Annotated in this window: 25 protein-coding genes; 13 read left to right on the top strand and 12 right to left on the bottom strand. The window is 62.6% G+C overall.

The window, feature by feature from the left end:
- Window positions 1-3 precede the first annotated feature (3 nt).
- The 7 genes from J2W17_RS12100 to J2W17_RS12070 all read left to right on the top strand — a co-directional run bounded on the left by J2W17_RS12100 (window position 4) and on the right by J2W17_RS12070 (window position 7,278).
- Entirely contained in the window at window positions 4-669 is a 666-nt protein-coding gene (locus J2W17_RS12100; protein WP_307333882.1) for an amino acid ABC transporter permease, read from the top strand.
- Between the two features lie 37 nt (window positions 670-706).
- Window positions 707-1,588: a dihydrodipicolinate synthase family protein gene (locus tag J2W17_RS12095; RefSeq protein ID WP_307333880.1), complete on the top strand. Its 882-nt coding sequence runs from the start codon at window positions 707-709 to the stop codon at window positions 1,586-1,588.
- Between the two features lie 57 nt (window positions 1,589-1,645).
- A complete protein-coding gene (locus J2W17_RS12090) occupies window positions 1,646-2,689 on the top strand; it encodes a 4-hydroxyproline epimerase (RefSeq protein ID WP_307333878.1) in 1,044 nt (347 codons plus the stop codon).
- Entirely contained in the window at window positions 2,686-3,984 is a 1,299-nt protein-coding gene (locus tag J2W17_RS12085) for an NAD(P)/FAD-dependent oxidoreductase (RefSeq protein ID WP_307333876.1), read from the top strand. The genes J2W17_RS12090 and J2W17_RS12085 overlap by 4 nt, the downstream gene beginning before the upstream one ends.
- Window positions 3,981-5,462: an aldehyde dehydrogenase family protein gene (locus tag J2W17_RS12080; RefSeq protein WP_307333874.1), complete on the top strand. Its 1,482-nt coding sequence runs from the start codon at window positions 3,981-3,983 to the stop codon at window positions 5,460-5,462. The genes J2W17_RS12085 and J2W17_RS12080 overlap by 4 nt, the downstream gene beginning before the upstream one ends.
- Before the next feature lie 11 nt (window positions 5,463-5,473).
- Window positions 5,474-6,496, top strand: a complete 1,023-nt coding sequence (locus J2W17_RS12075; protein ID WP_307333872.1) for a proline racemase family protein — start codon at window positions 5,474-5,476, stop codon at window positions 6,494-6,496.
- Between the two features lie 71 nt (window positions 6,497-6,567).
- Entirely contained in the window at window positions 6,568-7,278 is a 711-nt protein-coding gene (locus J2W17_RS12070; RefSeq protein WP_307333870.1) for a GntR family transcriptional regulator, read from the top strand.
- Between the two features lie 67 nt (window positions 7,279-7,345).
- Here the strand turns inward: J2W17_RS12070 and J2W17_RS12065 are convergent, their stop codons facing one another.
- The 12 genes from J2W17_RS12065 to J2W17_RS12010 all read right to left on the bottom strand — a co-directional run bounded on the left by J2W17_RS12065 (window position 7,346) and on the right by J2W17_RS12010 (window position 19,372).
- Window positions 7,346-7,864 carry a hypothetical protein gene (locus J2W17_RS12065; protein WP_307333868.1) on the bottom strand — a complete coding sequence of 173 codons (519 nt, stop codon included), beginning with the start codon at window positions 7,862-7,864 and terminating at the stop codon, window positions 7,346-7,348.
- Entirely contained in the window at window positions 7,822-8,127 is a 306-nt protein-coding gene (locus tag J2W17_RS12060) for a type II toxin-antitoxin system TacA family antitoxin (protein WP_307333866.1), read from the bottom strand. Before J2W17_RS12060 ends, J2W17_RS12065 begins: the two co-directional genes overlap by 43 nt.
- Before the next feature lie 191 nt (window positions 8,128-8,318).
- Window positions 8,319-8,699, bottom strand: a complete 381-nt coding sequence (locus tag J2W17_RS12055; protein ID WP_307333864.1) for a RidA family protein — start codon at window positions 8,697-8,699, stop codon at window positions 8,319-8,321.
- A gap of 342 nt (window positions 8,700-9,041) precedes the next feature.
- Entirely contained in the window at window positions 9,042-9,752 is a 711-nt protein-coding gene (locus J2W17_RS12050) for an NAD(P)H-dependent oxidoreductase (RefSeq protein WP_307333862.1), read from the bottom strand.
- Window positions 9,753-9,834: 82 nt separating this feature from the next.
- A complete protein-coding gene (locus J2W17_RS12045; RefSeq protein WP_307333859.1) occupies window positions 9,835-11,376 on the bottom strand; it encodes an acyl-CoA carboxylase subunit beta in 1,542 nt (513 codons plus the stop codon).
- 94 nt (window positions 11,377-11,470) lie between these two features.
- Window positions 11,471-12,643, bottom strand: coding sequence for a thiolase C-terminal domain-containing protein (locus J2W17_RS12040; RefSeq protein ID WP_307333857.1), 1,173 nt, complete (start codon window positions 12,641-12,643; stop codon window positions 11,471-11,473).
- Entirely contained in the window at window positions 12,640-14,169 is a 1,530-nt protein-coding gene (locus tag J2W17_RS12035; protein ID WP_307333855.1) for an AMP-binding protein, read from the bottom strand. Before J2W17_RS12035 ends, J2W17_RS12040 begins: the two co-directional genes overlap by 4 nt.
- Before the next feature lie 8 nt (window positions 14,170-14,177).
- Complete coding sequence (locus J2W17_RS12030; protein WP_307333853.1) at window positions 14,178-14,594, bottom strand: Zn-ribbon domain-containing OB-fold protein; 417 nt, start codon at window positions 14,592-14,594, stop codon at window positions 14,178-14,180.
- A gap of 7 nt (window positions 14,595-14,601) precedes the next feature.
- Window positions 14,602-16,101 (bottom strand): hypothetical protein, encoded by a 1,500-nt coding sequence (locus tag J2W17_RS12025; protein WP_307333851.1) that lies wholly within the window; start codon window positions 16,099-16,101, stop codon window positions 14,602-14,604.
- A gap of 3 nt (window positions 16,102-16,104) precedes the next feature.
- Complete coding sequence (locus J2W17_RS12020; RefSeq protein WP_307333849.1) at window positions 16,105-17,502, bottom strand: hypothetical protein; 1,398 nt, start codon at window positions 17,500-17,502, stop codon at window positions 16,105-16,107.
- Window positions 17,499-18,908 carry an acetyl-CoA carboxylase biotin carboxylase subunit gene (gene accC, locus J2W17_RS12015; RefSeq protein WP_307333847.1) on the bottom strand — a complete coding sequence of 470 codons (1,410 nt, stop codon included), beginning with the start codon at window positions 18,906-18,908 and terminating at the stop codon, window positions 17,499-17,501. Before accC ends, J2W17_RS12020 begins: the two co-directional genes overlap by 4 nt.
- Window positions 18,908-19,372 carry an acetyl-CoA carboxylase biotin carboxyl carrier protein gene (locus J2W17_RS12010; protein WP_307333845.1) on the bottom strand — a complete coding sequence of 155 codons (465 nt, stop codon included), beginning with the start codon at window positions 19,370-19,372 and terminating at the stop codon, window positions 18,908-18,910. The genes accC and J2W17_RS12010 overlap by 1 nt, the downstream gene beginning before the upstream one ends.
- Before the next feature lie 198 nt (window positions 19,373-19,570).
- Between J2W17_RS12010 and J2W17_RS12005 the strand changes: the two genes are divergently transcribed.
- From J2W17_RS12005 to J2W17_RS11980, 6 genes are all read left to right on the top strand, one after another.
- Complete coding sequence (locus tag J2W17_RS12005) at window positions 19,571-19,795, top strand: acetyl-CoA carboxylase biotin carboxyl carrier protein subunit (protein WP_307333843.1); 225 nt, start codon at window positions 19,571-19,573, stop codon at window positions 19,793-19,795.
- 62 nt (window positions 19,796-19,857) lie between these two features.
- On the top strand, window positions 19,858-20,511 hold the full coding sequence (locus J2W17_RS12000; RefSeq protein WP_307333842.1) for a GntR family transcriptional regulator: 654 nt from the start codon (window positions 19,858-19,860) through the stop codon (window positions 20,509-20,511).
- A gap of 65 nt (window positions 20,512-20,576) precedes the next feature.
- Complete coding sequence (locus J2W17_RS11995) at window positions 20,577-22,136, top strand: class I adenylate-forming enzyme family protein (protein WP_307333840.1); 1,560 nt, start codon at window positions 20,577-20,579, stop codon at window positions 22,134-22,136.
- On the top strand, window positions 22,133-23,713 hold the full coding sequence (locus tag J2W17_RS11990; protein ID WP_307333838.1) for an acyl-CoA carboxylase subunit beta: 1,581 nt from the start codon (window positions 22,133-22,135) through the stop codon (window positions 23,711-23,713). Before J2W17_RS11995 ends, J2W17_RS11990 begins: the two co-directional genes overlap by 4 nt.
- Window positions 23,714-23,775: 62 nt before the next feature.
- Window positions 23,776-25,050: a spinster family MFS transporter gene (locus J2W17_RS11985; RefSeq protein ID WP_307333836.1), complete on the top strand. Its 1,275-nt coding sequence runs from the start codon at window positions 23,776-23,778 to the stop codon at window positions 25,048-25,050.
- A gap of 3 nt (window positions 25,051-25,053) precedes the next feature.
- On the top strand, window positions 25,054-26,061 hold the full coding sequence (locus tag J2W17_RS11980) for a YeiH family protein (protein WP_307333834.1): 1,008 nt from the start codon (window positions 25,054-25,056) through the stop codon (window positions 26,059-26,061).
- Window positions 26,062-26,099: the final 38 nt, after the last annotated feature.

The following is a 26,099-nucleotide window of genomic DNA, read 5'->3' as shown; positions in this document are numbered from 1 at the left end:
GTCATGAATCTCGATTTCACCGTGGTGTTCTTTTATTGGCAAGCCTTGCTGCAGGGGTTGGCATTGACCCTGGCGTTCACCGTGGGCTGTGCCATCCTCGGCAGTCTGTGCGGTTTTCTGTTGAGCCTGTTACGCGCATCCCGCCGTCGCTGGCTCAGTGTTCCCGCCGGGCTCTATGTGGAGCTGTTCCGCGGTACGCCGCTGCTGATCCAGCTGTTCTGGGTGTTCTTCTGCTTTCCGGTGGTGTTCGGCCTCGACGTACCGCCCTACGTGTCGGTGCTGCTGGCGCTGACCCTGTACATGACCGCGATCACCAGCGAGACCTTTCGCGGCGCGCTCAAATCCATCCCCGGGGAACAGCACGATGCTTGCGTCGCATTGGGGCTGGCTTCGTGGAACAAGACGATCTTCGTGGTGTTTCCCCAGGCGTTGCTCCGGGGCATTCCACCGCTGCTCTCCAATGTAGTGTCGCTGTTCAAGGAGAGCGCGCTGATTTCCTCGGTGGGAATCGCCGACCTGATGTTCGTCGGCCAGAACATCTCCAACAGCACCGCGCGCCCGGTCGAGTTTCTTTCGGCGGTGGCGGTGATCTATTTCCTCGTGGCCTTTCCGCTGACCCGTCTGGTCGGCGTGATCGAGACACGGATGCTGCGACGTTATGCGTACTGACCCAACCCTGTCATCCAACCCAAGTGGAGCGTCTTCAATGACTCAACTCAAAGGCATCCTGCCTGCCCTGGTCACACCTTTTGACAAGGCCGGCAATGTCGACCACGACATGCTCTCCAACATTATCGAGTTTCAACTCAAGGCTGGCGTCAAAGGCTTCGTGCCGCTGGGCTCCACCGGCGAGTATTACGCCCTGACCAATCAAGAGCGGCGCCAGGTCCTGGCCACCGTACGCGAAGTGGTGGGCGACCGTGGCCTGCTGATCGCCGGTGCCAACGGCTCCTGCACCCGTGAGGTCATCGAGCAGGTCAAGCAGACGCAGGACGCGGGCTACACCAACCTGCTGATTGCGCCACCTTATTACGCACTGCCTTCCCAAGAGGAGCTGATCGGTCACTACCAGGCGATTCTGGACGCAGCGCCCGATATCAACGTGGTCTTGTACAACTACCCGGTTCGCACCAACGTTGAAGTCGGCTTCGGCGTGCTGGAGGCCTTCAAGGACCACAAGCGCGTGATCGGCATCAAGGAAAGCAGCGGCAACCTGTTGCGCGCCATCGAAATCGGCGGCACCTACAAGGATCACTATCAGCTGTCCTGCGGTTCCGACGACCAGGCCCTGGACTTCTTCCTGTGGGGCGCCACCAGCTGGATCTGCGGCCCGGCCAACTGCCTGACGCAACAGGTCTGCGATTTTTACACCCGGTACAGCAGCGGCGATCTGGCCGGTGCCCAGGCCATCGTGCGTTCGCTGTTCCCGGTATTGGCCGACATGGAATCGGGCAAGTTCATTCAGAAGGTCAAGTACGGCTGCGAGCTGGCAGGCTTCCAAGCCGGCAATGCGCGGATGCCGCTGCAACCGTTGACCACTGAAGAGAAGGCCGGCTTTCGCAAGGCGTTCGAACTGGCCCAGGTTTAAGGGCGCCTGCCGCAGCGGTCGTCTTGGCCGGCCGCTGCGGTTCTACGGAGATATGACATGACCCGACACGTTTTTACTTGCATCGAAGGCCATACCGAAGGCATGCCGGTGCGCATGGTGATCGCCGGCGCTCCGGGGCTCAAGGGCCGGACCATGAGCGAACGGCGTGAACATTTCATCGCCGAATTCGACTGGGTCCGCCGCGCCTTGATGCTCGAGCCTCGCGGCCATTCGCATATGTCGGGAACGATTTTCTATCCGCCGATGCGCGCGGACAGTGACTTCAGTTTGCTGTTTATCGAGACTTCCGGCTGCCTGCCGATGTGCGGGCATGCCACCCTGGGTTCCATTACCTTCGCGCTCGAGGCCGGCCTGATCGAGCCCAAGGTGCCGGGCACCGTGGTGGTGGATGTACCAGCGGGACAGATTCACGCCACTTACACCCGCACCGGCGAGAAAGTCAGTTCGGTGTGCTTCACCAATGTGCCGTCCTTTTTGCTGCACCGTGACCTAGTCATCGACTTCCCGCCGCTGGGCATGTTGAAGGTCGACATCGCCTACGGCGGCAACTTTTATCCGATCGTCGAGGTGCAGCCCAATTATCCCGGCTGTGAGCATTTCGGCCCGCAACAACTGCTGGAATGGGGGCGGGACATGCAGGCTCTGGTCAACCGGACCGTTGAGGTGATCCACCCGGAGAATCCGGCGATCAAGGGGGTCAAGCACTGCATGTGGACAGGCTCGCCACTGTCGGCCGAGGCCCAGGGACGGGCGGTGGTGATTGCCGGCGCCAGTCTGATCGATCGTTCCCCTTGCGGCACCGGCAGTTCGGCCCGGGTCGCACAGCGCTTCGCCCGTGGCTGGCTCGCCGCCGAGGCTGCCTATCGCCATGAAAGCCTGATCGGCAGTTTTTTCGTGGGGCGTGTGGCGCAGCAGCTCGAACTGGAAAATGGCCAGGCGGCGATTCGCCCCAGTATCGAAGGGCGCGCATGGATCACCGGCCGCGCAGAGTTTATTGTCGACGATACCCAACCCTGGTGGGACGGCTTCAATCTGGAAGATTTCGCCGCGCCGGCCTCAGCCCGAGAGATTTCCCTATGACACCTTTGCAGTCACTTGCCCCGCAACCCGCGGCGCGCGAAAACGCCGTGGTGGTCGGTGGCGGCATCGTTGGCGTCTGTTGCGCATTGTACCTGCAACGGGAAGGTTATTCGGTCACGCTGATCGACCCGGCGGCGGCGGGGGACAGCACCGCCAAGTGGAGTTGCGGGCAAATGGCAGTCAGCGAGGTGATCCCGCTGTCCAAGCCCGGCATCCTGAAAAAAATCCCCGGCTGGCTGCTCGACCAGAAAGGCCCGCTGGCGCTCAGACCCGGCGCCTTGCCCGGCATTCTGCCGTGGTTCCTGCGATTCCTGGCCTGTGCCCGGCACTCGAAAATTGTCGAAATTTCCGAAGACATGGCAACCCTGACGCACCATGTCTACGAAGACTACGCGCCCTTGCTCGACGCCTGCCCGGACAAGACGCTCATGGGGCAGAAGCCGATCATCGAACTGTTCGACACCCCGGCGGGGCTGGCTCACGAAGAGCCTCACCTTGAGCTGCGCAAAGCCTTGGGCTTCAAGTCCGAAGTGCTGGACCGTGCGGCTATCGCGGACCTGGAACCTGCGCTGGCCGGCAAATTCAGCCATGGCCTGCTGTTTCCCGACTGGCGCGCCGTCAGCGACACCGAGGGCTTCATCGCGGCACTGACGCAAAGTTTTATCGATCAAGGGGGCCTGCGAGTGCGCGCCCAGGTGAAAAGGCTTGATGAACAGGCCGGCCGGGCCAGCGGCGTCACCCTGACCAACGGTGAGCGCTACGCCGCCGACCAAGTGGTGATCGCCGCGGGCACCGGTTCGCGACAATTCTTCGAACAGATCGGTGCCCAGGTTCCCCTGGCGGGCATCGCCGGCTACCAGGTGCTGTTGCCGACCCCGGAGGTGGACGTGCGTCATTCGGTGATCTACGCCGATGGCGGTTTCTGCTTCAGCCCGATGACCCGCGGCCTGCAGATCGGCGGCACCATCGAGTTCGCCAGCCCGAATGCCCAACCCAACTTCAAGCGCGCCGATATCATTCTCGAGAAAGCGCGAAAAATTCTGCCGCAACTGCGCCTGGACAACGTCGAGTACGGGGTCGGCTACCGGCCGTTTCTTCCCGACACCAAGCCGGTCATCGATCGCAGCAGCCGGCTGTCGAACGTGTTCCTCGCCTTTGGCCACGGCCAGCTCGGCCTGACCCTGGGCGCGACGACCGGGCGCCTGATTGCCGACCTGGTCGCCGGTCGCCCCCCCGCCCAGGACTTGAACCCCTTCAGCGCCAAACGCTTTGCCTTTTTTGGAGACTCTGCATGAAATCCCATGATCAGCTCTATATCGACGGCCAGTGGGTTCGCCCGCAACAAGGCGGCACCTTTGCCACGATCGACCCCAGCGATGAGTCGGTCATCACCCAGGTGGCGGCGGCCACGGCGCAAGACGTCGATCTGGCAGTCAAGGCCGCGCGCCGCGCCTTCGATGAAGGTCCGTGGCCGCACATGAGCGGCGCCGAACGCGCGATGATCCTGCGGGCAATCGCCAACGGCATTCGCGAGCGCCAGGACGAGCTGGCTGCGCTGGAAGTTCGCGACAACGGCAAGCCATTGCCCGAGGCCCTGTGGGATATCGGTGATACCGCGGGCTGTTTCGATTTCTATGCCGACCTGGCTGACAACCTCGACGGTCAGCGTGAACAGAACATCGCTCTGGCCGATGAACGCTTCACCTCAGTCGCCCGTAAAGAACCGGTGGGAGTCGCCGGGGCCATCATTCCGTGGAATTTTCCGATGCTGATGGCCGCCTGGAAAGTCGCTCCGGCCCTGGCCGCCGGTTGCTGCATGGTGCTCAAACCCTCGGAGCTGACACCCTTGACCGCCCTCGAGCTGGCGGACATCGCCCACCAGGCCGGCTTGCCCGCCGGTGTGCTCAATGTCGTGACCGGCCTGGGGCAAGACGCCGGCGCACCGTTGAGCGAGCATCCTGGCATCGACAAGCTGGCGTTCACCGGCAGCGTTCCGACCGGCACCCGGATCATGCAGGCGGCGGCCCGGGATATCAAAAACCTCAGCCTGGAACTGGGCGGCAAGTCGCCTTTCATCATTTTCGATGACAGCGATATCGAAGCCGCGGTCGAATGGATCATGTTCGGGATTTTCTGGAACCAGGGCGAAGTGTGTTCGGCCACCTCCCGGGTGCTGGTGCAGCGGAATTTATATGAGCCGCTGCTCAAGCGTCTGGTGGAACAGACCGAGCGCCTGAGCATCGGTAACGGGATGGAGGAGGGCGTGCTGCTTGGCCCGTTGGTGAGTCGCGGCCAGTATGACAAGGTCCTGGCAGCCATCGCCCGTGGCCGGGAAGAGGGGGCGACGCTCCTTACCGGCGGCACTCGCCCCGCGCATTGCGACAAGGGTTATTTCCTGACCCCGGCGATCTTCGCCGATGTGCCGGAAGACAGCTGGATCTGGAAAGAGGAAATCTTCGGTCCGGTGGTCTGTGTGCGTCCTTTCGACGGCGAAGCCGAGGCACTGCGCAGTGCCAACGACTCACGCTTCGGCCTCGCCGCCGCGGTAATGTCGCGCGACCTTGAACGGGCCGAGCGCGTAGCTCGCCGTCTGCGCGCGGGGATCGTCTGGATCAACTGCTCGCAACCGACCTTTACCGAAGCCCCCTGGGGCGGTTACAAACAAAGCGGTATCGGTCGCGAGCTGGGGGAGTGGGGCTTGAACAACTACCTGGAAACCAAGCAGATCACCCGGTATGACAGCGAGCAGCCTTGGGGCTGGTACATCAAGTAAAGGAGCCTTTCATGCGTTGGAAAAGAACCCTGCAACTGGCCGATGTCCATTGCGAAGGCGAGATCGGCAAGGTCATCACCGGTGGCGTCATCGATATCCCCGGCAAGACCATGCTCGACAAGATGAACTACATCAACGAAGTCGACGACAGCCTCAGGAAGCTGGTGATCCTGGAGCCGCGCGGTTGCCTGCAGATGTCGGTGAACCTGCTGTTGCCACCGACCCGGCCCGAAGCCCAGGCCGGCTTCATCGTACTCCAGGCGGACAAGGCGCACCCCATGTCCGGCAGCAATTGCATTTGCGTGGTCACCGCGCTGCTGGAGTTGGGCCTGTTGCCGATGGTGGAACCGATGACCACGGTGGTGCTGGACACCCCTGCCGGTTTAGTGACCGCCCACGCCCAGTGTGAAGACGGACGTTGCCGCAGTGTCTCGCTGGATATGGTGCCGTCTTTTGTCGAACAGCTGGATGTGCCGATCCAGACAGAGCAGTTTGGCAGCATCAAGGCCGATATCGCGTTCGGCGGCGTGTATTACGCGCTGGTCGATGTCGACCAGGTCGGCTTGACCATCGCTCCGGAAAACGCCCGCGAACTGGCGACCCAGGGTGTGCGCCTCAAAGGCCTGATCAATGAGCAGGTCAAGGTCAGTCATCCGTTGTTCAAGGCGCTCAACGAGGTGGCCTACGTGATGTTCCGCAACCGTCTGGACCCGCGCACCTACCAGACCTGCACCACGCTGCCGCCCGGGCGGGTTGACCGCTCGCCCTGCGGCACGGGCAGTTCGGCCAATCTGGCGACCTTGAGTGCGCGCGGCCTGGTCGAAGTGGGAAACAAGCTCACTTCGCGCTCCACCATCGGCGGCGAGTTTCAGGTCGAGCTGCTGGGGCTGACCGAAGTCGCCGGAAAACCCGCGGTGCTGCCGCGCATCACCGGGCGCGCCTGGGTATACGGCTTGCATCAGATCGGGGTCGATCCGGACGATCCGTTGGCCGCCGGCTTCATGTTGAGTGATACCTGGGGCGAAGGTTTTTAACTATCCCGGGGCAGATGTTAAAGTTGCAGGCTGGCCGGATACCCGGCCTGCACTGCCGAGAGCATGGCCCTATGAGCAAAGAAACGACTGAAGCTGCCACCGGGGCCAAACGCCATGGCGGTCGCTATATCTACGAAGAATTGCGCAAGCAGATCCTGACGTTGAAGCTCAAGCCGGGCATGCCGCTGGACGAGGTCTCACTGGCCGCCCAATTCGGCCTTTCCCGGTCGCCGGTGCGCGATGCGCTGGCCCGCTTGATCAGCGAAGGACTGGTTACCATCCTGCCGAACCGCACCCTGTTGGTGACACCCTTTGAAATCGAAGAATTCCCCAATTACATCTCCGCCCTGGACCTGATCCAGCGAGCGGTGACCCGGCTGGCGGCCCTGCAGCGCACCGACGATGACCTGGTGCGCATCCGCGCCGCCGACGCCGCCTACCTCGCGGCGGTCGGCACCGGTGATTTCCAGGCGATGTCCGAGCGGAACAAGGCCTTTCACATGGCGATCGCCGAAGCCGGGAAAAATCCGTACTTCATCAGCTACTACGAAAAGCTGCTCGGTGAAGGCCAGCGCCTGCTGCACCTGCACTTCGACTACATCATCAGCACGGCCTGCACGAGCACCCGCCTGGGTCGGGACCACGATGAAATGATCAATGCCATCGAAGCGCGCAAACCCGATGAAGCCGAGAACGCGGCGCATGAGCACACGATGCTGTTTCAGCGGCGGTTTTTGGCGTATTTGCAGCAGAATCTGACGGAGAAGATGTCTGTTGGGTGAGGGGGCGCCAGTCATGTTTGGGGGCAGTTGTTGCAGCCATTGGCACCCTCTGCATCCGCTGGGTCAATCAGGTAAGGGGGAGCATCATCGTGATTGGAGAAAGTTGTGGGCTACGGATGAATCCGGCTTTCTCATAAAGTGTCACCAGCCTTTCGTTCAGCGGGTGGACGACCAAGGCGGTCGATCCGACTTCGCCGGAGGCGGCAATCGCTCGGATAATGGCGTCTCTGAGTAAATCGATCGACAGCCCGGTACCTTGAGCAGACTTGCACACCCCCATCCGCCCGAGAATCGTGATCGGGTGCTGGTCGGGTGAATTGCGTTGCGCCTTCTTGGGCACCACGTTTGCTCGAATGATCATTCCGCTCGACAACGTGTAATAGCCAACCACGGTCTTGCTGCCCTTCAGGCAGGTAACGAACACCGTGGCAAATCTGGAGTCTTGGGCTTTGGACGCTTTCTTTGTCAGGTATTGGTTAATCGAGTCATCACCACAATCGAAGGCGCTCAAATCGTGGATGGCCTTGAGTTTTTCCGGAGCGGTCAGCTCCAGCGAGGCGGCCTTTCCAGCAGTTGGCGCAGACATTCGTTACTCCTTAACGGGTTTGACTCCAACGCTTGTTCAAATGCATCAAACTCTTGGTTTGCAAGGACGAACAGGCGTTGATCCAGAATGACTTGCTCGGCTTTTTTACAAGCAGCATCCAGGATAAAGCTGGTCCGATCGCTTCCCGAAATGGCTGCGGCCACATCGATCAAGTCTCGTTTTCTGAAATCGACCCGCATGTTGATCGGAACGGGTTTGGATCTGTCGGTCGCAGCAGATTCCGCCGGTAATTGAGTGGTCATCGTTTTGGTCCTTTTTTCTGAGGCCCTTATCAGTGCCTACAAAAGTATAGGCATTCTGTGTAGCAGATGTCTACATGTAACGCAGAAGGCTATACAGCTACGATGGCTTTTATGAGCGTGGCGGTGGTCCGGGTGAAATCCCCGGCCACCGTGCGAACACTTGTGGAGGTTGACTGCGAGGGCTGGCGGGCTCAGCCCTTGGCGGCCATCGCGGTGACTTCGACCCGCATGCCTTCCACTGCCAGTGAGGCCACGCCGACGGCGGCGCGCACTGGCCAGGGCTTGGCGAAGAAGCGCTGGTAGACCTCGTTGAAGGCGGCGCGGTCGGCCATGTCGGTGAGGTAGATGGTCAGGTGCAAGACCCGGTCCATGGAACTGCCGGCGCGCTCCAGCGCGACCTTGAGTGCCTGCAGTGTGCATTCGCTTTGTTCGACGATATCGCCGAGTTCCAGGCTGCCATCGGCACGGGTCGGGATCTGGGTGGAGACCAGGAGGCCGCCGAAACCGGCGACGTCGGAGGAGATGGATTCCGCGTCGGGATCGGGTACGAAGGTGATGTCTTGGTTTGCCATGGGGATCTCTTGTTGAGGGGTAATGAGCTGGGGGGCGCCTTTGAGCAGGGTGATACGTGGTTGATTCTACATCGACCATGGGGGAAAGCGCCGGCAGATCTATGGTCAAGGGAACGAAGCACGATCAACAGTCGTCCTGATGCGACCCGAGAATCGAGTGGGGTCGAAGAGGATTGGTTGGCTGTCAGGGCGCCTTCGCCGGCAAGCCGGTTCCTACAGGATTTTGTGTGGGGCATGATATTCGTGCACTGCAGCGATTCCTGTGGGAGCGAGCCTGCAACATAGAATCTCCCACAGTTTGTTGCATGCGGGCCAGAGGGCAGGTGGGTCGGAAGGGCGCGATTACTGACGCTGTGCGAGGGGATACAGCCGATCATCGAACTGGCCCAGGCGCGGGTACTGGATGGGCTCATCCGACTCGATGCTCTCCAGCCGCCGGCCATAGCTGACCAGGAATGCCTGTCGGGCTTCAGCGCTGATATACGGCACATGCCAACCGACAAAAGGCTGCAGCACCTCCAGGCCGACATAGGCCAATGTCCCGCGCAGCAGCGGGCGCAGCATGTCTTCCAGAGGCCCATGAATCGCCCCCTCGCCAAACATGTGTTCACGCCCGCCCAAGGTCACGGTCACCAGTGCTTTCTTGCCGCGCAGGCCGCCTTGATCGTAGAAGCGTTTGCCGCCGTAGCAGATGCCGGACACCAGCACCCGATCGATCCAACCCTTGAGAATGGCCGGTGTAGAGAACCAGTAGATCGGGAAGTTGAGGATCAGCAGGTCCGCCCACAGCAGCTTGTCCAACTCTTGCCGGATATCGGTGGCGAGGGTCTGCGTCTTGCTGTTGTGCCGTTGCTCGAGCGCGTAGGCCAGGTACTCGGGATTCTCCCTGAGGGAAAAATCCTCGGCACTGGCCACCGGGTTCCAGTTCATCGCATACAAGTCCGAAACCCGCACCTCATGCCCGTTCGACTGCAGGGTCTGGACCGCCTGGTCACGCAACGCCGCAGTAAAGGATTGTGGCTCGGGGTGGGCATGCACGATTAAAACATTCATGGCGGTTCCTTGAGATTCAAGTGGCGTTATTCAACGTGGAATGAATTCGCCACAGGTCAGTGATCGATAAATGGGTCGCCGCTCAGAAATAGGTCGGCCACGTACTCATTTCATGGCGCCCGATACCGTTATTGATTGCACGCCGCTGAGCGCCCAGGGCCTCGACGAGAAAGCGCCGGGTTTCCCGTGGTGCGATCACTTCGTGCGTACCCATCGCCCCCGCGAGGGCAAAGGCCGACGTGTCTTTCGAGAACTCGGCGCGCAGGCGGTCATAGCGCTCGGGATCGGCTTCGCGTGTGATGTCATGTACGACGCTGACCGCAACGCCGGGGTCGACGAAGCTGACATCGGCCGTGCACCAGGCTGCCGACTGGTCGCTGTTGCGGCCTCCGCCGAAGTTGAGGTAGGCCTGGCCGAAACTCTTGCGCACGATTACCGAAAGCTTCGGCACCGAGCACAGTTGCACCGCATGAATCATGTTCATGATGTGCGCCGGCGCGCTGCGTTTTTCGCCTTCGATACCCACGAGGAAACCAGGCGTATCGACGAGAAATACCAGCGGGATGTTGAACGAATCACACAGGGCGATGAAGCCGGTGGCCTTGCGGCAGGCGTCGGCATCCAGGGCGCCGCCCTTGAACTGCGGGTTGGACGCGACGATGCCGACGCTGGCCCCTTCAAGACGGGCGAGGGCGGTGACCACCGAGCGGCCGAAGCGGTCCTTGAGCGGGAACAGACTGTCGCGATCGACCAGGGTGGCGAGCAGCTTGCGCATGTCGTAGGTCTTGCTGCGCTCGGCCGGGACGATGCTTTCCGGTCCCGACGAATCCGGTCGGTCTTCGGCTTCGCAAGGCAGTACGGCTGGCGTCTCGTTCGCATGAGAGGGCAGGTAACCGAGGAAACGGCGGATGGCGGCCAAGGCTTCCTGGTCATCATTGACCACCATGTCGGCCAACCCGGTGATTTCCGCGTGCATGCGCCAGCCACCGAGCTCTTCGGTATCCGAAGACTCGCCGATCGCCACCGAGGTGACTTTCGGGCTGGAGACGGCGAGCAGTGCGCCTTTGCGCATCACCGTGAAGTCGGCCAGGCACGAGTACCAGCTCGCCGAGCCGAAGCAGGGACCGAGCACCGCGCTGACCCAGGGGATCTCGCGGCGCCGGCAGTATTGCTGGGCGTCCTGGCCGCCACTGGCCATGCTCGCCGCGCCCATCGCGTCCTGCATGCGCTGACCCGATGACTCGCCGAGGAAGATCAGCGGCATGCCGTTGCGGGTGGCGCACTCCTTCAGGTAGGCGATCTTGCGTGCATTGATCCACGAGGATGAAGCGCCTTTGACCGTCATGTCGTTGGACACGACGGCCACCCGGCGCGAGTCGATCCGGCCAAAGCCGGTGATCTTGCCATCGGCGGGGGTGCTGTCGCGATCCTCGGGGCGGGACGAGTGGGCCAGCATGCCGATCTCGCTGAACGACTGCGGATCCAGCAGGCCGTCCAGGCGTTCCCGTGCGTTGAGCACGCCGGCGTCGCGGCGCGCCTGGAGCTTGGCCTCGCCGCCCATTTGCAGGGTGCTTGCGCGGCGCGAGTGCAGTTCTTGTTCGGGTGATGGGTGTTCGTGAGTCATGGGTAAGTCTCATTGGGAACGATGACGGCACGTCCGACGATATGGCCGCGACAAAGGTTGCGCAGGACTTGCGGTGCTTGATCCAGACGCTGCCTCAGTTGGCCAGCACCATGGACATGAATGCCGACATCAGCAGTCCACTGGCCTGGACCATGCAGCTGCTGGCATTGGCGACCTGGCGCTCGCCGCATTCGCCACGCAGCTGGCGCACGGATTCGATCAGCAATTGCATGCCGAACTGACCGGAGTGATTGAAGGCCAGCCCGCCGCCCGAGGTATTCACCGGTAATGCGCCACCGGGGGCAGCGATGCCGCTGCGCAGGAACGCCCCGGCCTGGCCGGGCGCGCAGAAGCCCATGGCCTCGAGTGCAACCAGCACGTTGATGGTGAAGGCGTCATAGATCTGCACCATGCTCAACTCGCTGCGCGCGATTCCCGACATGCGCAGGGCACGTTCGGCACAGCCGGCGATGACGCCAGGGTCGAGCCAGTCGGTCGAGCCCAGGGGTGTCACGTGATGCCGGTAGGTGTCGGCGAACCCACGGATGAACACGGGTGGCCTGGCCAACGTTCGAGCCTGTTCGGCCCGGGTAAGGATCAACGCCCCGGCCCCGTCGCTGACCAGACAGATATCGGCCTTGCGCAAGGGGTCCGAAATCAGCGGTGAAGCCAGGTACTCTTCCATGGTCAGGGGGTTGCGCAGAGTGGCCTGTGGATTCAGTTGCGCCCAGCGCCGCGCATTGATCGCCACTTCGCCGAGGTCCTCTGCGCTTGCCTGATAGCGATGCAAATACTGCTGCGCGAGCATCGCGTACCAACTGATCGGGCTGAGCACGCCGTAGGGCGCGACGAATTGGCCCGACGGCGAGCGCGGGTCGGTGATCACGCCGCCACGGTGGCGGCTGTGATCCAGGCGTTGGGTACTGCCATAGGTGACCAGCGCCACCGAGCACAATCCAGCGTCGATCGCGGCCATGGCGTGGATCAAGTGGGTCAGCGGCGAGCCGCCGCCCACCACCGTGCTGTCGACGTAGCGGGGCGTGATCCCCAGGTACTCGCTCACTAACAAAGCATTGGCGCGATCGTCCCAGTGGGCGAAAACTCCATCGACATCGGCCAGGGTGAGCCCGGCATCGAGCAAGGCGTCGCGGGCCGACCGGCATTGCAGCGCCAGCGCGGTGTCACCCGGCCGGGCCTTGCCGAGGCCGGCCTCGCCCACGCCGACAATGGCGTAACGGCCCGCCAGGCGGGAAGTGTCGGGCGTCATGCTTGAGGCTCCTGTGCAATGAGCTGCGCACGCACGTCTTTCTTCAACACCTTGCCCACCGGACTGCGTGGCAGACTCTCCCAGAACAGCACCCGTTTGGGCGTCTTCAGGCTGCCGAGTTTTTCGCGGCAGGTGGCGATGAACTCTTCGGCGGTGGCAGTGGCGCCTGCCTTGAGTTCGATCACGGCGATGACCTTCTCGCCCCAGTCCGGATCGGGAATGCCGACCACCGCGCAATCCATCACCGCCGGATGTGCCCAGATCAGCTGCTCGATCTCGCTCGGGTAAATGTTGAAGCCACCGGAGATGATCATGTCCTTGGTGCGATCGACGATGTACAGGTAACCCCCTTCGTCGAACACGCCAATGTCACCGGTGTGATGCCAGCCGAAGCGTCGTGCCTCGGCATTGGCCTGCGGGTTGTCGTAGTAACCCGGAGCGACCAGCTCGCCACGGGCGACGATTTCGCCGCGTTCGCCGGGCTCGACGAAACGGCCTTCTTCATCCATCAGCGCCACTTCGCAGACGCCGGTGGGACGGCCGGCGGAACCCAGGTGCTTACCGTCACGCATGTGGTCTTCGCGGGTCAGCACCGTGATCACTCCCGGCACTTCGGACTGGCCGTATGCTTGAACGAATACCGACCCCCACAGGGCGATGCCCTCGCGCAGTTTGTCCACGGACATCGGCGCGGCACCGTAGATCACGTATTCGAGTGACGAGCAATCACGGGTTTGGGCGTCCGGATGCGACAGCAATCGATAGATCAGGGTCGGCGGCAGGAACAGGTGCGTGATGCGTTCCCGTTCGATGGTTTCGAGGACTGCACCGGGGTCGGCGGATGGCGCGATCACGTTGCGCGTGCCGAAACTCGACAACGCCATGGCAGTAGCGCCGGCCGCGTGGGTCAGCGGTGCGACGACCAGATGCGCCGGTTTTTTTGCCGGCGGCATGAACTGGTTGCTGATGCGGTAGCACGCCAGCAGCGCGCGATGGCTTTGCATGATCGCCTTCGGCCGACCGGTGGTGCCGCCCGAGGATTTGATCAGGGCGGTGTCATCGAGGGGTCGGCGCACCGTGCAGCGTTGGCCGGCGTGTTCCCGGCACCAGTTGGCGATGCTCAAGCCGGCCATGGGTTGGTCCAGGCCGATCAGGGTTTTCAGGGTGGGCACGCCTGCACGAATGCGCTCGGCATGTTCGAAATACTGCGAATGCACCACCAGTACGCAAACCCGGGTGAAACTCATGAACCAGATCAGGCTGTCGATCGAATCCCGGGCATTCAGGGGAATGAAGGTGGCCCCGGCGCGCAAGGCGCCGAGCATGGCGACGAAGCTCAGCGGGTGATTGGGCGCCAATACGCCGACATGGGTTGAACTCAAGTCCTGCAATGCCAAGGCATGGCCGATGGCATGGGAATCGGCCTGGACCTCGGCGTAGGTGAGGCTGAAGCCTATGCCTTGCAGGCAGACGTTGTCCGGGTGGCGATTGGCGCCGGAATCGAAGTGGTCGGTAATCATTTCCATGGTGGCGGCTAATCCAAAAGAGTGAACTGGGGCAGCGTGCAAGACTCGCTGACGGCCTCGAAACAAACGCCGACGCGGGCACCGATGGCGACGTCCGCAAGCTCGGCATCGAGGAGGTTGGCCAACAGGCGCACGCCTTCGTCGAGGTCGATCAGCGCCACCACATAGGGCAGCCGCGCCTCGAAAGCCGGCGAGGGCGCGATCCGGCAGATCGTATAGCTATAGATGCGCCCCTGGCCGCTGGCATTGATCCATTCGATGCGCTCGGACAGGCACTCGATGCAGAACGCCCGGGGGTAAAACTGGCAGTGGCCGCAACTGGCGCAACGCTGGATCAGCAGTCGCTGCGCCCGGGCGGCCGCCCAATAGGCGGCCGTTTCGCTGGTGGGTTGCGGCATTGGCCGTGCAGAAAGGGGAGTCGACATGGCAGCCTCAGTGGGTACGCAATTCGAAACCGGCCATGGCGATGTGCACATGACGTTGCTCCGGGAGCCGGACCAGGCCGGCGATCAGTTCGTGCAGCGGACGGCGCACGCTGAAGGTGTCGTCGACCACGGTTGGTGCCAGCCCGGTGATCTTTTCGTCGCCGTACATGGCGCGCAGCAGCAGCTCGTCATCAGACAGGCCGGGATAGCGGCTACGCAGCTCGGGGACTCGCGGCGCCAGCACGGGCGGCGTGGTGGCAATCTCACGGGAGCCGTTGGCGAGCACGCGATCCTTTATGTCGGGATCGACCGGCAGGGGCAGGGCGCCAAAGTAACCACACACGTACTTTTTCACTTCGTCCGGCACCACTTTGTAACGCTCGCCGCTCAGCACGTTCATCACCGCCTGCGCGGCGATCATGGCGGGGAAGGGCGTGGCCATTACCGGCGAGCCCAGTTCGACGCGGACGCGGGCGATCTCCTCGAGCACCACCGGCAGCTTGTCGGCGATGCCCGCCAGCTGCAGCTGCGACTGCAGGTTGGACATGGCGCCGCCGGCGTACTGGGTGGCGAAGTGAGCCGGGTCGTATTCCGCCGGGACCCCCAGGGGGAAGCCGTTCTCTTCGGCGATGCCGGCAAGGTAGTCGCCGATCTCATCAGCCGCGCGATCGTCGAAATCGACCTCGAAGCCGATCTCGCGCAGGTTGCGCGCCAGCATCTGCGCCGATGGCCCGGCATTGCCGTTGGCCAGCGGGTCTATCGAGCACAGCAAACGGTCGGCGCCGTATACGGCTGCTTCCAGCGCCACCAGCGAACCGGTTGCATTAAGGCAGTGTGTGAGGACTTCGAGCGGTCGATCACCGATCACTGCCTTGATTGCCGGCACGATGCTGCGTACCTGCTCCACGGTCAGGCTGCCGCCAGCGTCGCCGAAGGTAAAGGCGTCAATGTCGAAGCGCTGGATGGCCTCGCGCGCCTTTGCGGCGTAGAACGGCGCGTCGTAGCCTGGGGCCAGGTTGTAAATCATCGCCAGGTTGGTGGTAGCGCCGAGGCGCTTGGCGGTGGTGATCGCCGGCACCAGGTTGTCCCAGCAATGCAGTGAGTCGAGAAAGCCGATGTCGCGGGCACCGTTGGCGACCAGGCGTTCGACGTACAGCTCGCTCAGATCGTCCGGTTCCGGGTAGAAGCTGCGCAGCATGTTGCTGCGCACCACACCACGCAGCGGCGTGCGGCGGATGCGTTCGGACAACAGGCGCAGCCGCTCCAGCGGATTCTGGTTGAGGAACAGCACGCTGGCGTCGAACTGCACCAGTGCGATGGCTTCTATAAAATCGTACCCCAGGGCATCCAGGCGCTCGGCCATCGGCAACATATGCTCAGTGCGCATGCGCGTCGCCCACAGGCATTGGTGTGCATCGCGCAGGGTGGCATCGACCAGCTGGATACGCCGACGTTTGCCGGTACGGGCGAATTCTGCGTGCACTTGTTCGCGTAGTTGATTCAGCACGTGTCACCCCTTGCTGTGTTCGAGATGGATGGACAGGCCGCGGCCTGTGACGCTCAATACGCTGTAGTCCGGCCAGCGCTGCAGCAGCCCGAGTGTCAGGGCTTGCTCGGGGGTGCGGATTTCGTAATGAAGCCTATGCGGCAGCGGCAGTGCGGGGCAGCCGCAGACCAGCGCGGCCAGCGCATCGTCGGTGGCCGGCACATCGATCGCACGGCCAGGCTGCGCCACGGCGCCGATGCGCTGTTGCAGGCTGTGCAACGTTGTGTCGATCGGGCCGTAGCAGCCTTGCAGCCAGCGGCGCAGAAGCGGCTGCAGGGTCGCGTAGCGAGGGCCGGCATCGAGATGCTCGAGTGCCTGCCGCGCAATCGCTTGGGCGAAAGGTTGCAACATCGGCGGATGGCCGAGCTCCTGGCGAATGCGCGTGCATTCATGGGAAAACTCGAACAGGTCGGCCAGCCGTCCGCGCTCGCGCAATGCCTGCATGGCCTGGGCGGCGATTTCCGCTGGCAACTGGTGTGCGTAAGGTGCCAGGTCGAACGCCCAGGGCAGGCTGTCGGCAAACCCCTCCTGATCCGCCACGGCAGCGAGCTGGGCCTGGGCTTCTTTGATGCGGTCCTGATCCGGTGATTGCAGCGGCAATTCAAGCAGCTCCGCAGACCTGGCCAGCAGCGTCAGCGAGGGTGCCGAAGCACCGTTGGCGACACCGGGCAACGCGGCATCGAGACGGTCGATGCCGAGCCGGATTGCCTCCAGCGCGACCTGCGGGCCGAGGCCGGTGTGGCAGCGGGTGTGCAAATCCAGAGGGGTGCCCTCCAGGCCGCTGCGCAAGGCCGAAAGCAAGCCGGGCAGGCGGTCGACATGCAGCAGGCCGGCTTCGTCGCGCAGCATGATGCGCTGTGCGCCAGCCGCGACCAGTCGTGCGGCACCGGCCGAATAGCAGGCGTCGTCATGTTCATGATCGTCTGCATAGGGCAGGGCGGCGATGACGGTCAGACCGTTGGCCAATGCCATCTTTATGGCACTGTCGAGGCGCTGGAAATCCAGCTGCGGATCGATCAGTACCACTTCGCTGACGCCATGGCTGGCCAGCAGGCGCAGCCACGTGTTCAGTGCGTCGCCAGACAGCACATCGAAGTAACCATGGGCGGGCAGCAGGTTTATCGTCGCGCGCAGCGGCGTGCCATTGGCGCGCTGGCGCAGTGCAGCAACCCGTTGCAGCGGGTTCTCTTCACGGCGGACGCACTGCGCGATCACGGCCGGGCTCAACACCTCGATCGCGGCCAGTCGAGCGTGCCCAAGCGAATTCATCGTGCCCAGCAGCATCGCCGTGCTGGCGGCACCGTCCCAGGCGGCGGTCTGGCCGTCGCTCAGGCTGACATCAACCAATGTTGTCATGCTCATGCGCGCTCCTTGGCCTGTTTCAACGCCTGTTTGCGGGCCGGTACGAAGACGTCTTCAACCCAGCGGGTGGTGACCTTGCCTGCGACGAAATCCGGGTGGTCGAGCACCGCATGATGGAAGCTCGCCGTGGTCGACAGCCCTGTCACTTTCATGTCCTCCAGCGCCTGGCGCATGCGCACGATCGCCTCGCCGCGGGTGGGCGCATGCACGATCAGCTTGGCCAGCAGGGAGTCATAAAAAGGCGGGACGGTGGCGCCGCTGTAGCAGTGGGTATCGACGCGTACGCCAGGACCTTGGGGTGGAAGCCATTCGCTGACCAGGCCCGGGCTCGGCAGGAAGTTGCGGTCGGGGTCTTCGGCGTTGATCCGGCATTCGATCGCATGGCCGACCAACTTGACGTCGGCCTGAGTGAACGACAGCGGCAGGCCGGCGGCGATACGAATCTGCTCGGCGACCAGGTCGAAGCCGGTGATCATTTCTGTCACTGGATGCTCGACCTGGATGCGGGTGTTCATTTCCAGGAAATAGAAGGTGCCATCGCGGTCATCGACCACAAATTCGATGGTGCCCGCGCCGAAGTAACCGACATTTTGCGCCAGGCGTACGGCACATTCACCCATTTGCTCCCGGGTATCGGCGGCAAGGCTGGGCGACGGAGCTTCCTCGATCAGCTTCTGGTGCCGGCGCTGAGTCGAGCACTCCCGCTCGCCCAGGTGCACCACGTTGCCATGGCGGTCGCCCATGATCTGGATTTCGATATGGCGCGCCAGTTCGATGAATTTCTCGACATACAGCGTCGGATCCCCAAAGGCCGCCTGGGCTTCCGATGAAGCCGAACGGAACGCCGCCTCGGCTTCTTCATCGCTGCGCACGATCCGCATGCCACGCCCGCCACCGCCGGCTGTCGCCTTGAACAGTACGGGATAGCCGATCTCGCTGGCGATGCGGCGTGCGGTGTCGGCATCGGCGACGGCGTCCGAGCCAGGCACACGCGGCACTTCGGCCTTTTCCGCCAGGCCGACGGCGGTGATTTTGTCGCCCATCGAATCGATGATTTCGGCAGACGGGCCGATGAACACCAGGCCTGCGTCTTCGCAGGCCTGGGCGAAATGCGAGCGCTCGGAAAGGAAGCCATAACCGGGGTGAATGGCGTCGCAGCGATGCTCCAGCGCGGTGCGCACCAGCAGATCGGCGCACAGGTAACTTTGCGCCGCCGGCGCTGGACCAATGATCACGCAGTGGTCGGCCAGGCGGGCGGCCAGGCTGTCCTGGTCGGCTTCGGAAACGGCCGCCACCGATTCGATACCCAGGGTTTTGCAAGCGCTCACGATACGCACGGCGATTTCGCCACGGTTGGCGATCAGGACTCGACGAATGTCGCGGGTTGCCACGGCAACGGTGCTCATCAGCATGCCTCCGGTTCAATGATCATCAGGAGCTGGTCGCGCTGAACCATCTGCAGGTCCTGGGCGACGATGCGCACTACGCGGCCGTTAACGGGGGAGGCGAGGGTATTGAAGAGTTTCATGGCTTCGACCAGGCACAGGGGTGTCCCTGCCTCCACTGTGGCGTTTTCTTCAACGAAGCACTGTTGGTCGGGGCTGGGCTTGCGATAGAAAGTGCCCATCATGGTCGCGCGCACGGCCACCTGGCCCTCCGCCACTTCGGGTTCGCTCGCAACCGCCACGGGAGCGGGCGGTGCGGATGTTGTCTGCGAAGCGCCTTGGGCTGGCGCCAGCGACCGCTGGATCGTGCCCGATTTGCTGGCAGTGAGTGTGGTGTCACCGACGCGGACTTCCAGAAAGTCCAGGTGTGTCGTGTGATCCAGGATCTCCAGGATCCTGCGTGCTTCTTTATGTGTGAGCGACATGCCTGATGGCCTCTTGTTGTTCGAATTGCCTGGATGAATAAAAACATCGAAAAGTAGGATTGTCAACAATCGTACAATCATGTAATTTACTGATCATTGCCCAGGTCGTTTGCACAGGCCCTATTGAAAAAGCCTAGCGTGCGCCGGCCAAGGGCTCCGCGAATTCAGAAAAACAACAGTGTTTTGGAGGGGGCGAGAATGAGTACAATCGCGATCAAGTCGGATGTCGCCGGCACGGTATGGCAGATCCATGTACGTGAAGGCGATGTCGTTGAAGAAGATCAGACGCTGGTCATCATGGAATCCATGAAAATGGAAATTCCCTTGATGGCCGCGGAACCGGGTCGGGTTGTCAGCGTTCTCGTTGCCGAGGGCGAGGTGGTGAAAGACGGCCAGGATGTTTTGCTTATGGAGTGCGATTGAAGTCTATGTCAATGAATGCAGGTTCGGCATCGGCCGCCAAGAGCGGTAGTGCAATAGGTATCATGCGTGCTGGTCGCCAGCGCGTTTTGACGATGCCGGAGCAGATTGCCGAGAGCATCACGCTGGCGATTCTGCGCGGTGAATACGGGCCGGGTGACTCCGTGCGCGAACAGGAGCTGGCCGATCACTTCCAGGTCAGTCGTGGTCCGATTCGCGAAGCCCTGCGCATTCTCGAGAAGGTGGGCGTGGTGACCATCGTGCCGCAGCGTGGCGCGCATGTGACTTCATTGAGCCGGCAGGAGATCGACAACCTGTTCGAAATCCGCGCCGTGCTGGCCGGGTTGCTGGCCAAGTACCTGGTTGACCTCGATGCCTCTGCCGTGAATCAGATGGACGCCATCGTCACCCGGCTGGAGCTGATCGCCGGGCAAGCGGATGCGCTGGATGAATACGCGCAGGGCAGTTACCGCCTGAGCACGCTGTTGTTCCAGGCCTGCGGTAACAAGCAGCTGGCCGAACTGATGGGGGCGCTGGGTATCCAGACGGCGCGCTACACCCGGCTGGGATTGCGTTCTGCCGAGCGCCGGCAGGCTTCCGTCGTTCATTGGCGTCAGCTGGTCGAGGCACTCAGGCAAAACAGCAGCACGCTCGCCGCGCAAATGATGGTGGAGCTGATCAACGCTTCCCATCAGGCCGCATCGACTCAGCTGGAATAACTGACACCGGGGGCACAACACTCCCGAGTGCTGTGTCAAATTGTCGACAATAAGACAAAATTATCATGATAAAAAAACGCACCGCAGGACTCATGCTCAGTTGGGCCGCCCGGCAACACCGTGGTCGCACCGCCCTGGTCTTTGGCAACGACTGCCTGACCTATGAAGAGGTCGAAGCCGGCAGTAATCGCCTGGCCCACGCCTTGATTTCGCTCGGGTTGCAGGTGGGGGAACGGGTGGCTGTGCTGCTCGACAACTCGCCCGAAGCGATCGAGAGCGTGTTCGCTGTCGAGAAGGCGGGGCTGGTTTATGTCGCACTCAATGCCCGGCATACCCTGGCCGAGCAGATCGCCATCCTGGACGACGCCGGTGCGAGCCTGCTGGTGGTGGGGCCACAATTCCGAGAGATCGGCGAAGGGGTTCGCGATCGTGTCGCCAGCTTGCGTCATGTGATCGGGCTGGGCTGGCAGGCGCCGCAGGTCCTGGAGTATCGGCAGGTGCTTGCCGCCATGCCGGCAAACGCGCCCAACGTTCAGGTTTCGCCCGACGCGTTGCTGCGAATCGCTTATACCTCGGGCACTACAGGTAAACCCAAGGGTGTCACCTACACCGTCAAGCGCTGGTACGAACGCCTGACCAACCACTTCTACGCCATGGAATACAGCCTGGGCGTGGAGGATGCGATGTTGCATGTCGGCCCCTTGACCCATGCCGCCGGTGTCCATTTGCTGCCTTGCTATCTGCGTGGTGCGCGCAATGTGATTCTGCACAAGTTCGAGCCTGTCGAGACGCTGCAGCAGATCGAACGCCATCGCATCAGCCAAATGATGTGCGTGCCGACCATGCTCACGCGCCTGCTGGACACACTCGATAGCGGCGTCGCGGCCGATCTTTCATCACTCAAGTGCATTCATTACGGGACCGCGCCGACCTCCGTCGACCTGATCCGCCGCGCCATTGCGCGGTTCGGTCCGGTGATGCGCCAGCAGTACGGAATGACCGAGGCGGTACAACCGTTGGCAGTGCTGTATCCGCACGAACACGCCGAGGACGCTGTGCTGCGCTCCTGCGGCAAGCCGACCGCCAATGTGCAGATCACCGTACGGGACGGGCAGGGCGAGGAGTTGCCGGTGGGTGAAATCGGCGAAATCGCCCTCGAGAGTTTCGGTATCGGCGAAGTGGCTTTCTGGCGCCGTCCCGATCTGGAAGCCGAGGCCATCCGCGAGGGCTGGTACTACTCCGGCGATCTCGGTTACCTCGATGCGCAGGGCTTCCTTTATATCGTCGGGCGCAACAAGGACATGATCATTTCCGGTGGCTTCAACGTCTATGCGCGGGAAGTCGAGGACGCGCTGGAAAGCCACCCGCAGGTCGCCGAAGTCGCCGTCCTGGGCTTGCCCGACCCGGAGTGGGGCGAGCGTATCGCCGCCTTTGTCGTCAGGCGCGAAGGCACCACGCTCGACAGCGAGACGCTCGGCAACCATTGCGCCGCACTCATCGCCGGCTACAAGAAACCACGTCTGATCGAGTTCATCGATGCCCTGCCACGCAACAACGCCGGCAAGGTGGTGAAAAACATTTTGCGCGATGACTATCTCGCGCGCCTTGAGAGGAAATCATCATGAGCACGCCTGTTGCCCCTGAATGGTCGCTGGAGCTCGCCGATATCCGCGCGCGTCGGGAAGTCGCCTATGCATTGGGCGGGCCGGAAGCGGTGGAAAAGCATCATGCCCAGGGCAAACTCACGGCGCGTGAGCGCATCGGTCATCTGCTCGAGAGCGACAGTTTCGAGGAATTCGGCATATTGGCCGGCGCGGTGAAGTACACACCGCAAGGCGAGATTGCCTCCGCGACGCCGAGCACGGCCGTCGTCGGCGTGGGCAAGATCGGGCAGCAGCGTACCGTGGTCGCTGCCGATGATTTCACCATTCGCGGTGGTTCGTCGGAGGCGGCGGTCGCTGAAAAATGGATCTACGCCGATCGTTATGCCTGGGAATACAAGCTGCCGATCATCCGCATGATCGACAGCGCCGGTGGCAGTGTGAAGCTGCTCGACAAACTCGGCCATACCAAGATTCCGGGTTATGCCCTGCTGCCCGTCACCAATCTGCTGGGAGCGGTGCCGGTCGTCGGCATTGCCCACGGCGCTTGCGCGGGGCTGGGCGCGCTACGGGTCGCCGCCTCTCACCTGTCGATCATGGTGCGTGGCCAGAGCCAGGTATTTGCGGCGGGTCCGCCCGTGGTCAAGCAGGCGTTCGGGATCGATATCGACAAGAACGACCTGGGCGGTTATGACCAGGTGCATCGTCACAGCGGCATGATCAACCTGGCCGCCAACTCCGACGCCGAGGCGCTCGACCTGGCCAAGCGCTTCCTGTCGTATCTGCCGGGCAATGTGTGGCAGCAGCCACCGCAGGTGACATCGAGTGACTCGCCCGGTCGGCGCGACGCCTGGCTCAACGACGCCATCCCCCATGACCGGCGCAAGATTTTCAATCCGCACAAGATCCTCAAGTCGCTGGTGGATAAAGACAGTCTGTTCGAGATGTCCCCGGATTTCGGCGCGTCGACCATCACCGCGTTTGCCCGTCTCAACGGTTATGCGGTGGGGATCATCTGCAACAACCCGCGTGTCGGCGGCGGTGCCTTGACCCGTGCGGCGGCACTCAAGCAGACCCGTTTCATCGACCTGTGCGACACCTTTCATCTGCCGCTGATTTACCTGGTGGACCAGCCGGGGGTCATGACCGGGCAAGAGGCGGAAATGCAAGGCACCCTGGTTGCCGCCATGCAGGCCGTGCATGCGATCGAGCAAGCCAGCGTGCCGGTGATCACCATCGTGCTGCGCCGCTGTGTCGGACTGGCTGGCGCCATGGTCAGCCCCTGGCACGGGCCGACGGGCACGGCATTGCCGCACCGGTTTGCCTGGCCTTCGGCGCAGTGGGGCTCGATCCCGATCGAGGGTGGCGTCGCGGCCGCCTACAAGCAGGAAATCGCCGCCGCCGAGGATCCGCTGGCCCGGCGCAAGGAGCTGGAGGCCCATTACCAGGCCCTGGCTTCACCGCTGCGGACGGCCGAGCGTTTCGGCGTCATCGACATCATCGAGCCGGACAGTACACGACCGCTGCTGTGCAACTGGGTGGGTGATGCCTATCGCATCACCGCACTTTCCCTTGGGCCGAAGCGGCGAACCATGCGCTAGTCCTGGCAGGACGAGCGGCATCCAGCCTTGCCTTCATAAAAACAACTCAAAGGTACAGACCGATGTTCTGGAAAAAGAGTCCCTGCGCAGTGCTTGCAACGCTGATGGTGATTCACCTGCTGGCGCAGGTGGATCGCAATATCCTGCTGGGCTTCGCACCGCAAATCACCGGCGAACTGGCGATCAACAATGCGCAGTATGGTTTTCTCGTCGGCGCGGTCTGGGTGCTGAGCTACGGCGTGATGGCGGTGGTGCTCGGTGCGCTGGCCGACCGACACAGCCGCCCACGGGTGATCGGTGCCGGCATGCTCGTCTGGAGCGTCTGCACGATTGCCTCCGGGTTTGTGCAGAACTTCGAGCAGATGGTCGCGGCGCGTTTCATGGTGGCAACCGGTGAAGCGGCGCTGGTGCCGGCCGCCACCGCGTTGTTGATGGAGCTGTTCTCGCAGAAGCGCCGGGGCACGGCAATGGGGCTGTTCTACCTCGGCATTCCGCTGGGCATCGGTTGCAGCTTTTTGCTGGCGGGCACGCTCGGCGCCACCCATGGCTGGCGCACCACGTTTTATATCCTGGGCGTTGCCGGGATTGTCATCGGCTTGCCGCTGACGCTGATGGGCGACAGGCGCAGCCACGCCACGGTGCAAGAGCGCGGTGCTCCGCTCAAGGCTCAGTTGGCCGCGGTGTTCGGTGAATTGCGTGGCAATCGGGTGGTGCGTTACACCGTTGCCGGCTTTGTGCTGGCCCACCTGGTCTACCCGGGGATTTCGTTCGCACAGCTGTGGATGACCCGCGAGAGGGGGATGGATCCGGCCACGATCGCCACGACCATGGGCGCCATGCAGATCGTCTTCGGCTCGCTGGGTGCGTTGGCGGGAGGCATCTTGAGCGACCGCCTGGCTCCGCGTTTCAAAGGTGGCCACGCCAGTGTCCTGGCGTTGCTGGTGCTGGTGTGTGCGCCCTTCATGATTGCCTTTCGCCTGGTGCCAACGGACTCGCCGCTGTTCTATGTGGGCATGGCGGTCGGCATTTTCATGGTGATGTCGCTGTACGGCTCCGCGACCACCGCGATCCAGGGCGCAGTGCCAGCGCGCATGCGTTCGACGGTCATGGGGTTTTCGATGCTGCTGTTGAATCTTTTCTCCGTGGCGCTCGGCACCCTGATCGTGGGCTGGATCAGCGATTCCCTGGTGACCGCGGGCGTGGCGGCGCCGCTGACCCATGTGTTGCTGGTCAGCGACATGCTTGCCCTGGTAATGGGCGGGTGCTTCTTTCTGCTGGCAGCCCGGGTCAAGCGGGAAAGCTCCCGGTCGCTGCCAGTGATGGGAATGAAGGTTTAATTTATGACCAGGTCCGCCGTCATTCAGCTTCAGTCGGTTGTCAGCCAGTACCTTCCGGGCGTGCTGGCCAGCATCGTGGTCGCCATTGCCGCGCGCTTTCTGGCCGACCAGTACCACGCACCGGTGATGCTGCTGGCCCTGTTGCTCGGCATGGCCATGAATTTTCTGGCGGCGGGGCCGAGCAAGGCCGGTATCGATTTCAGTGCCCGTGAAATCCTGCGCGTCGGGGTCGCCTTGCTGGGGATGCGCATCTCCCTGGAGCAGATCGTGGCGTTGGGTTGGCATCCGGTGCTGATCGTGGTGGTTTCGGTGGTGGTCACCATTGTGCTGTCGATGCTGGCGGCGCGCGCCCTGGGCTTCAATGCGCTGTTCGGTCTGTTGTCCGGCGGGGCTACCGCGATCTGCGGCGCATCCGCGGCGCTGGCACTGGCGGCGGCGCTGCCGGGTCATCAGGCCAAGGAGCGCGCCACGCTGTTCACGGTCATTGGCGTGTCCAGCCTGTCGACCCTGGCGATGATCGTTTATCCGGTGATCGCCCGGACGCTTGGCCTGGACCCACTGCAAGCCGGGGTATTTCTCGGCGCCACCATCCATGACGTCGCCCAGGTGGTCGGTGCCGGCTACAGCATGTCCCACGACATCGGCGATACGGCCACGGTGGTGAAACTGATGCGCATCGCGATGCTGTTGCCAGTGATTGTCTGCGCGGTTTTGATCACCCGGGCTCAGGGTGGCCAGGACACAGGCGAGCGGCCGCCATTGTTGCCCTGGTTTGCCGTGGCGTTCATCGCCTTCGCCACTGTGACCAGTCTTGGTTGGCTACCGGCGACGGTACAGAGCCTGGGCAATCCATTGTCGAGTTGGTGCCTGGTGGTGGCCATCAGTGCGCTGGGCATGAAAATCCAGCTGAAGGAACTGGCGACGGTGGGGCTCAAGCCCATTCTGTTGATGGTCGGTGAAACGCTGTTCCTGCTGGGGTTCGTGTTGGTGCTGATACGACTCGGCAGTTGACGTTCAGTACCCGCGGGTATTGACCGGCTTACTTCAAA

This window comes from Pseudomonas lini, assembly GCF_030812475.1.
In the GTDB taxonomy this organism is placed as follows: domain Bacteria; phylum Pseudomonadota; class Gammaproteobacteria; order Pseudomonadales; family Pseudomonadaceae; genus Aquipseudomonas; species Aquipseudomonas lini_A.
The sequence above is the reverse complement of the archived record's forward strand: the minus strand, read 5'-3'. Positions and strand labels throughout refer to the sequence as shown.